Raw genomic sequence first — 12,206 nt, 5'->3', positions numbered from 1 at the left:
CAGACATCAACCGTCTTCGCGCCCGCCTCCTGCTCCTTCAATATCCCGATGATCTGTTCTTCCGTGAACCGTGAACGCTTCATTCGTCCGTCTCCTCGTTGTGACGGACTCTACCAAAATCTGGAGGAAGTTCAGGGTCTCAGGTCATCTGGTCCAGCCTCGTCCCGCGCGATTCGAACGCGTTGCGCGTCTTCTTCAATGGAAAGAGCTCCAACCTTGAACTTAATCCCTCGCAGCCCCAGGCTTCTATAGTTCCGGATCTCCTTGCGGATGCCCTCCTCGTCACGGCTCGTTTCGTAGTATCCACCGATTCCGATCAAGGGCACTTTGTTGTTCACACCGCCGAGCAGCTTCCAAACCGGCTGTCCTGTGATTTGCCCCTTGAGATCCCAAAGTGCCGCATCGACCGTCGCGATTGCCATCATCACAGATGCACGATCAACATAGGCTTTGTCGTGAGCGAGCATTTTCTGCCACAGCCACTCGCCCCGTAAGGGGTCTTCACCGACAAGCAAATCTCGGAAAGGTCCGCGGATAAGCGACTTCAGAAACGGCCCGTAGGCAGACTCATTGCCCACGCAGACCGTGCTCTGCAGTCCCTGGTCAGTTGTTATGCGGCATAGAAGGGCGGTCCGAGCTGCAAGGGTATACGTTCCCCCGCTGAAAGGAGAGGGAAGGTCAGCCTTGATTTGGCGCAACTCCACATTGGCTATCTTCATACCTACCCCGTCAGCCCTTAAGCAGCCATTCGTTGAATTTCCTATCGGCGAGCGCCTTGTTCTTTCCCCAGAACGCATCATTCACGCGCGCCGTCTGTTCGAGATTGGTTGGATAGCTTGGCAACTGAACCGCCAGCTTTTCGTCGATGTACTTGTATGCTTCGGGGTTTGACGGCCCGTTCGGCAAGAGGACGGTGAAGGCCGCCTGGCGGTCGGCGCGGGCGCAAAATTTTACGAATTTCCGTGCAATATCCGCTTTGGGGGCGCCTTTGGGGATGCACCATCCAGTGGCGCTATAGAAGCCGCCACTCCAGGTAATGGCGACCGGCGCGCCTGCATTTGCAGCAGACTGGGCTCTCGCGTTAAAAGTCGGGCATATGTCGACTTCACCGTTCTGCAAAAGCTGGGCGCTTTGCGCGGCCGAATCCCACCACACATTTACATGCTGTTTGATTTCGTCCAGCTTCTTAAACGCACGGTCCCATCCGCCGTCGCTCTCAAGAACCTTATAAATCTCCGGACCACCCGGAACACCATCAGCCCTGAGGGCGATTTCTATCATATCCCGGCCGAGGCGGCGCAATGCGCGGCGCCCCGGGACCTTCTCCAGATTCCAAATATCCGAAAACGACGTCAGCGGCGTTTGGTACTTGTCCGTGCGGTAGGCCAGCAAGAATGTCACAAGGCTGTCGGCAAAGTAGAACTCGTTCTTCATGTCTGCTGGAATCGCAGCCATGTCAGGCCCACTTAAATCCAGAGGCTCAACGAGCTCTGCCTCGACAAGCAAATCCGCAACGTCGGAATTGATGCCGCCACTGACATCCCAATTGTAGTTCTGGGTCTCGACCTGAGCTTTGAACTCCGCCGACGGATTTGATCTTCTCACCACGGGGATGATCGAGATGCCGGTCTCTTCCGTAAAGGGGGTATAATATGCCTCCTTCCAAGCCGTTGTATAAACGCCGCCCGGATCGGAAACAGTTAATGTTTCGGCTGCGTCGCTCCGATGCCATATGGCCGGAAACACAAAAGCTGCAGCGCCGACGGATGATGTCTTCAATACATTGCGGCGGGTGATGTGCTTATTGATGGACATGGCGTTCCCTCTTCTCTTTTCAGTCTGCGAGTAACATCAGGAAGTCTTCTTCTTGCGACCGAGCAGTTCTTCGCAGACAATGATCACGGTGACGAACAACAGGATCATCGTGGAGACTGCGGCTAGGGTCGGGCTGACATTCATCAGCGCGTCTGCCCACATCTGGCGTGGTAGGGTTGTCGAAGTGCCGCCGCTAATGAACAAAGCGACAGTCAATTCATCGAAAGATTTGACGAACGAGAACAAGAAAGCGGTGATGATTCCTGTTCGGATTATGGGCAATGTCACCTTTCGGAAGGTCGTCAAGTGAGTAGCGCCAAGGGTCCAGGCTGCTTGGTCCAGGCGAATATCGTAGTTCTTCAGGACGGCCATGATCGTGACTATGGCATATGGCAGCGAGAAGATGGTGTGGCCTAGGATAAGGCCGAGCGAGTTGCCAACCAATCCAACCTTCGCGAACGCGTAGAACAGCGCCAACGCCACAATGATATGAGGCATCACCATTGGCATGAGGATGAAGGCCATCACCAGTAACTTGCCCCGGATCTGCTGACGCGACAATGCGAAAGCCGCTGGAGTTCCGATCAGAATGGAGAGAACTGCAGTGAAAAGGCCCACCAGCACGGATCGAACCGCGGCCTGTTGCCAGATCGGCGACGAAAACAGCGCGTCATACCATTGAAGTGAGAAGCCCCTGGGTGGCCATTCAAAGAATGAACTCCCGGAAAACGAGATCGGGATGAGAAAGAAGGAAGGCGCGGCGAGGAAGACGACGACCGCGAGGACTGTCGCCCACAGCACAAATCTTGATTTGTGCTCGCTTGCGCGAGGCCGGCTACGCAAAGGCAGGCGGTCGAACATCTCGCCGGTCCATGCGCCGATCCACCCCAGTGCGGCGGTGAGACGGAAACCAAATGTTGAGGCAAATCGGGTGAAGGCGCTGCGCTTCTTAGCACTGCCGGTCCTGACATCGCCGGTCAGGGCTGACATTCCGAGGAGCCGATCAAAGAGGTAGAACACCGCAATGGAGGCTACGAGCAATAGCACGGCGACAGCGCCCGCAAAGCCCCAGTCCAGCATCTCATCAATTTGGACGACGATGATCTGGGCAAGCATGGTTTCGCTCGGACTACCGAGCAACGTAGGCGTCACGAAGAAACCAAGCGACGTGATGAAGACAAGGAGGCCTGCGGCGGCAACCCCCGGTAGCGACAAGGGGAAGTAAATTCGCCAGAAGACGTGGGGCCCCCTGGCGCCCAATGTTGCAGCAGCTCTGCTGACGTTGCTGTCGATATTCTGCATGACAGCAAGCATCGTTAGGATCGCCAATGGCATCATCGCGTGCGAGATGCCGACAATCACGCTGGCGAAGTTGTAAATCAGTTCCATCGGAACGTCGGACACGCCAAGATCGACGAGGATCTGATTGATCAGTCCATTCCGGCCGAGGATTACGATCCAAGCAAAACTGCGCACCAGGACACTGGTCCAGAATGGCATCAGGACCCACAGTATCAGGCTGCTCCGGGTTCTCGGCGATGTCGTCGCAAGGAGGTAGGCCACGGGATAGCCGGCCACCAGGCAGACAACCGTTGTCCAAAGAGCGATATTAAATGTGCTGCCCAATATCCTCACGTAGAGGCTGCTTTCAAAAAGCCTGGCGTAGTGCTCGGTCGATAGGTGACCTGCTTCGCCGACAAGGCTCAGCCTGAGCAATTGGAGAACCGGCACCAGAAAGACAATCAACAGAAACAGAACCGTAGGCCAAATCCCCCAGCCACGCGTCCATTGTTGCAGGCTATGGACGAGGCCGTTACTTTGCATCGGAAGCCTCTGCAGTCTGCGGGATCACCACGGTGTGTTCTTTCGACCACCCAAACCGAACCGCTTCTCCCGGATTCGCCAAGCGCTTGGCGCTTTTGGTCAGATGCATCGCTGCAATGGGTGTTCCGTCCTGCAGATGCCCGTAATGGCGGGTTACTGATCCGACCATGATGCTTTGTTCGAGCACACCATTGAGGATGTTCTCACAGGCCTCATCGGGTCTTAAGACTCGAATGTGCTCCGGCCGGACCAACACATCCGCAGCCTGCCCGGCTCTGAGGCCGAGAATGGCCTCGGTTCTAATGAGATTGTCAGCAGGCCCTTTTAGAACGACCTCCGGAGAGACGTTCACGACGGAACTTCTGAAGATGTTCGCTCCGCCTAGAAAATCAGCCGCAAAGACGCTGACCGGGCGAAAATACAGGTCGGCCGGAGTTCCAAGTTGCTCAATTCGCCTGTTGTTCATCAGGCAGATGCGGTCCGACATCGCCATCGCTTCTTCTTGATCATGGGTAACGTACAGGATGGTGGCCCCGAGTTCCGTATGAAGGCGCTTAATCTCGAGCTGCATGTGATCGCGCAGCTTCTTGTCGAGCGCCCCCAGCGGCTCATCCATCAAGATGATCGACGGCTCATAGACGGCACAGCGCGCCAATGCGATGCGCTGCTGCTGCCCACCTAATAGCTCGCGCGGCAATCTTTCAGCCACCTGCGGTAGGCGCACAATGTCCAGGATTTTGCGGACCTTTTCCCGTATGGTCTGTTCCGGCAAACGCCGCATCCGCAGGGGAAAGGCTATGTTCTCAAAAACCGACAGATGGGGGAAAAGGGCGTAGTTCTGAAACACCATGCCGATGTCCCGCTTAAACACGGGCTCAAAGGTGGCGTCCTTTCCGTCGATCCAGACCTCTCCAGAATCCGGGACAATCAGCCCGGCGAGCATCATCAGCAACGTCGTCTTTCCCGAGCCGGAAGGCCCAAGAAGAGTAAGGAACTCACCGGCTGGAACAGTCAGGGATGTTTCCCGTAGAGCATGAATGTCGCCGTAACTCTTCTTCAGCCCGGCGAGTCGGACTTTCGTTAGACCCGAATGGAATGATTTCAACGTCGGCGTTCCCGGCTTTGCGATTGTTACTGGTTTTCTCAATTCAGGTTATTGAAAATTGCGGATATTTGTCCAATTAATTTGGCTTCGGAAGAGCTATAAGTATTTCAAATGGGAGGTGGGATGGAACTCAAACAGCTCGAGGCATTCGTTTCGATAGCGACGTTGAGGAACTTCAGCGCAGCCGCCAATAGGCTCAATATCACTCAGCCCGCGATCTCCCTCCGATTGAATTCGCTTGAGCAGGAGCTAAACTGCCAGCTTATCGACCGAACGGGCAATAAGATCCAGCTCACGGGGCGTGGGCTGGAACTGCTTCATTATGCAGAGCAGATCATCGAGATCTCGCACCGCCTCAAGGCAACGGCATATGGTGAGGCACGGTCACACGACAAAGTACGAATTGGGGCAACCGATACGATCGCCAATTCCTGGCTTTCTCACCTTGTGGCCGAGATCATCATTGACGTCCAACATCTGACTTTTGAGGTGATCACCGACACGACAAGGAATTTGAGAGAGAAGTTGCTTTCAGGAGAAATCGATGTGGCCTTTCTCATGGGGCCGGTTCACGAAAAGGGCATTCGCAACCTGCCACTTCGGACTTACCAAAACGAATGGGTCGCGGGAGAAGCAGCGAAGCTTCCGAAGGGAGTGATGACGATCGACAAGATTGCCCGGTACCCAATCATCACCTACGCAAAAGATTCAGCAACATACGCTTCTATCGAAGAGCTTTTCCGGATGAGCGGGCTGTGGCCCGTGAGGTTGAACTCCTGTAGTTCAACAGAGGTGATGATACGAACATTGGCATCCTGTGAGGCGATAGGAGTGATTAATTCTGCCTGCCTAACAAACAATCGAGGTTTGAGAAAACTAAAGTGTGAGATCAAGCTGCCAAGCTATGAATTTTGCGCAGCATACCATTTGGACGCGGTCGGTCGAGTGGGGATGGCAGTCGCAGAGTTGGCACAAAAGATCTGTCAGAGATAGCTTGTACACGTCCATTTGGCGCGAGTCGTGCCAGACAGTCGTGGGGTAGCATTGCCTGGGTATCAATGGGAGCAAATCCGCAAAACCGATCAAGGGAGGGTTTGCGGCGCTTGAGGAGCCGTGCGCCGACCCTCTCGATGGCCGCGCGCGCGCACGCCGACGATCCGGTGGGCCGGCAGATAGTCCACCACGACGATGTCGCCGGGCCGCAGCGCGGGCACGAGAACCTGCTCGGTATCGGCCAAGAAGGCGGCGCCGTTCATCGGTCCGTCGAGCAGTATCGGCGCAGTCAAGCCGTCCAGCCGCAACCCGGCGGTGAAGGTCGTCGTCTTCCAGTGGCCATGAGGTACGGACGCCCGACATCGCTTGCCGCGTTCGATCGACCGCGCAACCGCGCCATCTTGGTGGAGGCGGCGGTCTCGTCGATGAAGATCAGCCTCCCGGGATCGAGGTCGAGCTGACCATCGAACCTGGCACGGCGGCGCCGCTGCACGTCGGTCCGTTGCTGCTCGCTGGCATGCGCTGTTTTTTGAACGTGATGCCGCGCTTGTCGAGGAACATCACACCGTCGAAGGCACCACCCGCACGCCGTACGCAGCCGCTAGCCGTTCCGCGATCTCGGCGAGCGAGATGTGGCTATAGAGTAGACATAGTTCTCATCATCACCCGGCGCGGCGCGCCACTCTCCCTTTTGTCTTTTTGAGAGAATAACGAACGGAATTTTCTATTCCTAACGTTTCTCTTCGTTTGATAGCTCGATTCAGTGGTGAATCTGATTGATTGCGAAATCGATCAGTGGGCCAAGGACCATCGTTCCAAAATCCTCTATCCGGAACCCGTCGCAGCCGCCAGCGTTCTGCTCCTGACTGATTAATGGAGATCATACGCTTTCGCGCCAGAGGAGATTGCCGTGTCATATAGAGCCGAGAACCCACCCACGATGGATCGCCTGCGCGCCGACATCGACAGCGGCAAGACGGCGGAGAAGGTTCCATATCCCGACTGGGCCGCGGCTCCCCTGGGGACGGACGATGAGGCTGCCGATAGGCCTCCGACCGAACAGGAGCGACGGGTCGAAGCGCAGAGCAGGGAAGATGTGCCGGCACCGTCGCGGCGCAAACGACGGGGCCTGTGGATTTATGTGCTCTTGATTGTTGGCGTCGCTGCGCTGGTCGTTCTCGCGATCTCCGCCATACCGTGGTGAGCTGCAAGCCAAACGGCACGCCCTCGATTGGCAGAGGCACGCTCATGATTCGCGCAAATTCCGGCAACCAAATCCGCTTTAGCGGCCGTTTCGAATGGTCGGGCTATGCGCTTGGTTTCGGCATTGGCGGGTTCTTCGACGGCATCCTCCTGCATCAGGTGCTGCAATGGCATTTGCTGAGCGGCGTGGAGCAGGCACGGCAGGACATCCGGGTTCTCATCCTGTGGGACGGCATTTTCCATATGCTGATGTATGTCATTACCGGGATGGGCCTTTGGTTGCTCTGGCGCGCGCGGAAGGAGTTTCCGGCCAAGGGTGCGGATCGGCGCTTGTTTGCCAATGCCCTGATCGGGTTCGGCGGATGGCATGTCATCGACGGCGTTTTGTCTCACTGGATTTTGGGTATTCATCGCATCCGCATGGATGTGGACAATCCGCTGTTCTGGGATTTGTTATGGTTCGCCATATTTGGCGTGGTTCCTGCCGTCATCGGCTTCATGATGCGGCGAGGCGGAACGAGCGGCAAAGGCCGCTTCGTGCGTTCTCCGGCCATCCTGGCGTTGGCAGCTGCTATAGCCGGCCCGCTTGCGGCCCTTCCTCCCCCTGATCAAACGCAGGTGGTGGTGCTTTTCCGGCCTGGTATCACGGAGCAAGAGGCTTTCGCCGCGATCGCCGCAGCCGGCGGCAGCATGATTGGTGCTGACGCATCGAGGCAATTATGGGCTATCGATATGGCATCGGGCGGCAACCCGTCCGAGTTTTACCGGCATGGGGCGCTGCTGGTGAGCAATTCCCTTTTGCCGCTGGGGTGTTTTAACTGGACCAGAGCCTAAGGGTCTCTTTTCCGAAGCGGTCCTGGCGCGCGGCAACATCCTTACAGGCCGGTTTCACCTGCGTACGATGCGTATTCCTGCACTGAAAAGGCCACGCAGGTGCATATCTGCGCGGCCTTTTTAATAGATGTCACGGCGAACATTTCAGGCTGGAGGAGGATAAACCATGTTGCCCTCCGTCATCACCGGCTTGATCAGCTGCAGCCGCTCGTGGCGCCGCAGGTGTCGCATTTGAGGCAGGTGCCGTTGCGGACCATGGTGAAGTTCTGGCACTCCGAGCAGCTGTCGCCCGTATAGCCCTGCATGATCGACTTGATGCGGCGGTCGGCCTCGACTTTCTTGGCGGCGGCTTGCGCTTCCGTGCGGGCGCTGGCGGCTTCTGCCGCGGCCTGGTCGGAGAAGAGTTCCGTCGCGTCCGCTTCCTCGGCGAAGCCCGGCGTGGCCTTCTCCGCCTGTTCCTCATAGTCGCGCTTGAAGGCGGTGGCGCCATCGGTCACGAGGCCGAGGGCAGGGCGCGGGGTAGCGGTGGCCGAAGCCTTGGTCGTTGGAGACTTGAGCTCCGTCACATTGGAGGCTTTGGCGGGTGTGCTCTTTGCAGCCGGGGCCGCCGCTGCCAGTCCCTTGGGCTCGCCGACGAGCGCGGGCTTGTAGCCGCGAGTCCAGCCGGTAGAGACGAGGTTGGTCTTGCCTTCCCGGATGCCCTTGCCGACCGCCGTATTGGAGAAATCGGTGGTGTCGACATGGGCGAGGTCGTGGCGGCCGAGATAGGAGACGGCCAGTTCGCGGAACACATAGTCGAGGATCGACGTCGCGTTCTTGATTGCGTCATTGCCGATGACGATGCCCGCCGGCTCGAATTTGGTGAAGGTGAAGGCCTCCACATATTCCTCCAGCGGCACGCCATATTGCAGGCCGAGCGAGATGGCGATGGCGAAATTGTTCATCATCGCGCGGAAGGCCGCGCCTTCCTTGTGCATGTCGATGAAGATCTCGCCGAGGCGTCCGTCGCCGAACTCGCCGGTTCTGAGGTATACCTTATGACCGCCGACCACCGCCTTCTGGGTATAGCCCTGGCGGCGATTGGGGAGCTTTTCGCGCTCGCGCACCACCTTTTCGACGATCCGCTCGACGATCTTTTCGGTGACCTGTACCGCACGGGCCGCAGCCGGCGCCTCAATGAGCGCTTCGATTGCATCGTCCTCGTCTTCCTCATCGTCGGCGATGAGCGAGGCGTTGAGCGGCTGCGACAGCTTGGAGCCGTCGCGGTAGAGCGCATTGGCCTTCAGCGCCAGCTTCCAGGACAGCATATAGGCGTTCTTGCAATCCTCGACGGTCGCCTCGTTGGGCATGTTGATCGTCTTGGAGATCGCGCCCGAGATGAAGGGCTGCGCCGCGGCCATCATGCGGATATGGCTTTCCACCGAGAGATAGCGCTTGCCGATCTTGCCGCACGGGTTGGCGCAATCGAAGACCGGATAGTGCTCTTGCTTGAGGAAGGGGGCTCCCTCCAGCGTCATCGCGCCGCAGACATGGATATTGGCGGCCTCGATGTCCTTCTTGGAGAAGCCGAGGGCAGGGAGCAGTTCGAAAGAGAAATCATCGAGCTGATCCTGCGTGAAGCCGAATTGCTCCTTCAGCCAATCGGCGCCGAGCGTCCACTGGTTGAAGGCGAACTTGATGTCGAAGGCCGATTTCAGCGCGGCGTTCAGCGCCTCGATCTTCTCGTCGGTGAAGCCCTTGGCCTTGAGCGTGCCGGGGTTGATGGCCGGAGCCTGGTTCAGATTGCCATGGCCGACGGCATAGGCTTCGATCTCGGCGATTTGGCTTTCGCTGTACCCAAGGGTACGCAGCGCTTCCGGCACGGCGCGGTTGATGATCTTGAAATAGCCGCCGCCGGCGAGCTTCTTGAACTTGACCAGCGCGAAATCGGGTTCGATGCCGGTCGTGTCGCAATCCATGACGAGGCCGATGGTGCCGGTCGGCGCGATGACCGAAACCTGCGCATTGCGGTAGCCATGCTTCTCGCCCAGTTCCAGCGCCTTGTCCCAGGCGGCGCGGGCGTGCTCGATCAGCTTCTGGTCAGGGCATTCCGTGGCCTTGAGCGGCACGGGGTTGACGGAGAGGCCTTCATAGCGCTGCGTTTCGCCATGGGCGGCGCGGCGATGGTTACGGATGACGCGCAGCATGTTGGCAGCATTCGGCTCATAGCCGGGGAAGGTGCCGAGCTCGCCCGCCATTTCGGCAGAGGTGGCATAGGAAACGCCGGTCATGACAGCGGTGAGTGCGCCGCAGATGGCGCGGCCTTCATCTGAATCATAGGGGATGCCCGACGTCATCAGCAGGCCGCCGATATTGGCGTAGCCGAGGCCCAGCGTGCGGTACTCATAGGAAAGACGGGCGATTTCCTTCGACGGGAACTGCGCCATCATGACGGAGATTTCGAGAACGATGGTCCAGAGCCGCACGGTGTGCTCATAGGCCTCGATGTCGAAGGTGCCGTCCGCCTTGCGGTAGGTCAGCAGGTTGATGGAGGCCAGATTGCAGGCCGTGTCGTCGAGGAACATATATTCCGAGCACGGGTTCGACGCACGGATGGGGCCGGCGGCGGGGCAGGTGTGCCAGTCGTTCATCGTGGTGTTGAAATGCAGGCCGGGATCGGCGGACGCCCAGGCGGCATAGCCGATCTTCTCCCAGAGGTCGCGGGCCTTGAGGGTCTTCAGCACCTTGCCGTCCTTGCGGGCGGTCAGGTTCCAGTCGCCATCATTCTCGACCGCGCGCAGGAACTCGTCCTTCAGCGAGACGGAGTTGTTGGAGTTCTGGCCGGAGACGGTGAGGTAGGCTTCCGAATCCCAATCCGTGTCGTAGGTGCGGAACTGGATGTCGGTATAGCCTTGGCGCGCGAACTGGATGACGCGCTTGATGTAGTTTTCCGGAACCTGGTTCCGTTTCGCGGCCTTGATCTCGCGCTTCAGCGCCGGGTTCTTGGCCGGGTCGTAGCAATCGCCATTATCGGCCTCGCAATTGACGCAGGCCTTCAGAATCGCGGTCAGATGCTGCTTGACGATCTTGGAGCCGGTGACGAGAGCCGCGACCTTCTGCTCCTCCTTCACCTTCCAGTCGATATATTCCTCGATGTCAGGATGGTCGATGTCGACCACCACCATCTTGGCGGCGCGGCGCGTGGTGCCGCCAGACTTGATGGCGCCCGCCGCGCGGTCGCCGATCTTGAGGAAGGACATGAGGCCGGACGATTTGCCGCCGCCCGAGAGCTTTTCGCCTTCGCCGCGCAGCATGGAGAAGTTGGAGCCGGTGCCAGAGCCATATTTGAAGAGGCGCGCCTCACGCACCCACAGATCCATGATGCCGCCCTCATTGACGAGGTCATCCTGAACGGACTGGATGAAGCAGGCATGCGGCTGCGGATGCTCGTAGGCGGATTTGGACTTGGTCAGCTTGCCGGTCTGCCAGTCGACGTAATAATGGCCCTGGCCGGGACCGTCGATGCCATAGGCCCAATGGAGGCCGGTGTTGAACCATTGCGGGGAGTTGGGCGCGACGCGCTGGGTGGCGAGCATATAGGCAAGCTCGTCGCGGAAGGCGAGCGCATCGGCTTCCGAATCGAAATAGCCGCCTTTCCAGCCCCAATAGGTCCAGGTTCCGGCGAGGCGATCAAAGACCTGCCGCGCGTCCATTTCCGAGCCGTAGCGCTCTTCCTCGGGGAGGGCGGCGAGCGCTTCCTCATCGGCCACGGAGCGCCAGAGCCAGGAGGGGACGGAATTCTCCTCGATCCTTTTCAGGCGCGCGGGCACGCCAGCCTTGCGGAAATATTTCTGCGCCAGAACGTCGGTCGCAACCTGGCTGAACTGCGCGGGCACGTCGATGCCTTCCAAGCGGAACACAACGGAACCGTCGGGATTCCTGATCTCGCTGGTCGCCTTGCGGAACGGAATCTCCGCATAGGCCGACTGGTTTTCCTTCGTAAAACGACGTTCGATCTTCATTGGTCCGATCCATCCTCGTATATATGGCGACTGGCCCGCGTCATTTCATCCTGACGCCCGGGACAGCAGCCGCGCGCCGCCGCATTCCGGCCTTGCGTTGCCGCAAAACCAAGCCCCCTTACCGCAAGTTCCAGCCGGCCCTTCCGGGCTTGCTAAACGACTTGCCGCACGATCCCGTTCGAAAAGTCTGCAACTTTCCGGGACCACGCTCTATTTGTCCGCCACCTGATTGTTTTGATCCCGCAACCGGGGAGATCACATTATCTGGTGCTTATTGTGAATGCAAACACTAAATCTTGTGTTAACGCACCATCTCCCCATCCATTTAACGGCGGCCTTGGGCAGCCGCCAACCCGCCAAAAGCCCGACATGAGAACCCGAACGCAAAATGCATGGATTTTCACGCATTTTCCGTCGCAAAAGCTCTGATG

General features: G+C 58.3%; 9 protein-coding genes and 1 pseudogene. 3 read left to right on the top strand and 7 right to left on the bottom strand.

Features of this window, described 5'->3' with window-relative positions:
* The 5 genes from ACOWVG_RS11925 to ACOWVG_RS11905 form a co-directional block, all read right to left on the bottom strand.
* On the bottom strand, window positions 1-83 hold an 83-nt coding region (locus ACOWVG_RS11925), incomplete at its 3' end, for a transposase (protein WP_354542348.1).
* A 48-nt stretch (window positions 84-131) separates the two neighbouring features.
* Window positions 132-719, bottom strand: coding sequence for a hypothetical protein (locus ACOWVG_RS11920; RefSeq protein ID WP_420962397.1), 588 nt, complete (start codon window positions 717-719; stop codon window positions 132-134).
* A 10-nt stretch (window positions 720-729) separates the two neighbouring features.
* Window positions 730-1,815 (bottom strand): ABC transporter substrate-binding protein, encoded by a 1,086-nt coding sequence (locus ACOWVG_RS11915; RefSeq protein ID WP_420962396.1) that lies wholly within the window; start codon window positions 1,813-1,815, stop codon window positions 730-732.
* Window positions 1,816-1,851: 36 nt separating this feature from the next.
* A complete protein-coding gene (locus ACOWVG_RS11910) occupies window positions 1,852-3,639 on the bottom strand; it encodes an ABC transporter permease subunit (protein WP_420962395.1) in 1,788 nt (595 codons plus the stop codon).
* A complete protein-coding gene (locus tag ACOWVG_RS11905) occupies window positions 3,629-4,744 on the bottom strand; it encodes an ABC transporter ATP-binding protein (RefSeq protein ID WP_420962393.1) in 1,116 nt (371 codons plus the stop codon). The genes ACOWVG_RS11910 and ACOWVG_RS11905 overlap by 11 nt, the downstream gene beginning before the upstream one ends.
* Window positions 4,745-4,867: 123 nt before the next feature.
* Here ACOWVG_RS11905 and ACOWVG_RS11900 point away from each other — a divergent pair, with 123 nt between their 5' ends.
* Window positions 4,868-5,737, top strand: a complete 870-nt coding sequence (locus tag ACOWVG_RS11900) for a LysR substrate-binding domain-containing protein (protein ID WP_420962392.1) — start codon at window positions 4,868-4,870, stop codon at window positions 5,735-5,737.
* Window positions 5,738-5,849: 112 nt separating this feature from the next.
* On the opposite strand, the pseudogene ACOWVG_RS11895 reads toward ACOWVG_RS11900, so the two are convergent.
* A pseudogene (locus tag ACOWVG_RS11895) lies at window positions 5,850-6,263 on the bottom strand (transposase); the annotation flags it as partial.
* A 384-nt stretch (window positions 6,264-6,647) separates the two neighbouring features.
* Between ACOWVG_RS11895 and ACOWVG_RS11890 the strand changes: the two are divergent.
* The gene (locus ACOWVG_RS11890) at window positions 6,648-6,941 is read left to right on the top strand and encodes a hypothetical protein (protein WP_420962391.1); all 294 of its coding nucleotides are present in this window, start codon (window positions 6,648-6,650) and stop codon (window positions 6,939-6,941) included.
* A gap of 44 nt (window positions 6,942-6,985) precedes the next feature.
* Window positions 6,986-7,774, top strand: coding sequence for a DUF2243 domain-containing protein (locus ACOWVG_RS11885; protein WP_420962390.1), 789 nt, complete (start codon window positions 6,986-6,988; stop codon window positions 7,772-7,774).
* Window positions 7,775-7,968: 194 nt separating this feature from the next.
* Here ACOWVG_RS11885 and ACOWVG_RS11880 read toward each other — a convergent pair whose 3' ends face one another.
* Window positions 7,969-11,775 carry a vitamin B12-dependent ribonucleotide reductase gene (locus ACOWVG_RS11880; protein ID WP_420962389.1) on the bottom strand — a complete coding sequence of 1,269 codons (3,807 nt, stop codon included), beginning with the start codon at window positions 11,773-11,775 and terminating at the stop codon, window positions 7,969-7,971.
* Between the last annotated feature and the right edge of the window lie 431 nt (window positions 11,776-12,206).

It is taken from the genome of Brucella sp. IR073, from assembly GCF_049065735.1.
Lineage (GTDB): Bacteria > Pseudomonadota > Alphaproteobacteria > Rhizobiales > Rhizobiaceae > Paramesorhizobium.
Note: the sequence above shows the minus strand (reverse complement) of the source record. Positions and strands in the feature narration are given on the sequence as shown.

Bases quoted from the DNA above. Each gene is read 5' to 3' on its own strand.
- ACOWVG_RS11920 (WP_420962397.1), bottom strand. From the start codon at position 719: ATGAAGATAGCCAATGTGGAGTTGCGCCAAATCAAGGCTGACCTTCCC.
- ACOWVG_RS11915 (WP_420962396.1), bottom strand. From the start codon at position 1,815: ATGTCCATCAATAAGCACATCACCCGCCGCAATGTATTGAAGACATCA.
- ACOWVG_RS11910 (WP_420962395.1), bottom strand. From the start codon at position 3,639: ATGCAAAGTAACGGCCTCGTCCATAGCCTGCAACAATGGACGCGTGGC.
- ACOWVG_RS11900 (WP_420962392.1), top strand. From the start codon at position 4,868: ATGGAACTCAAACAGCTCGAGGCATTCGTTTCGATAGCGACGTTGAGG.
- ACOWVG_RS11885 (WP_420962390.1), top strand. From the start codon at position 6,986: ATGATTCGCGCAAATTCCGGCAACCAAATCCGCTTTAGCGGCCGTTTC.
- ACOWVG_RS11880 (WP_420962389.1), bottom strand. From the start codon at position 11,775: ATGAAGATCGAACGTCGTTTTACGAAGGAAAACCAGTCGGCCTATGCG.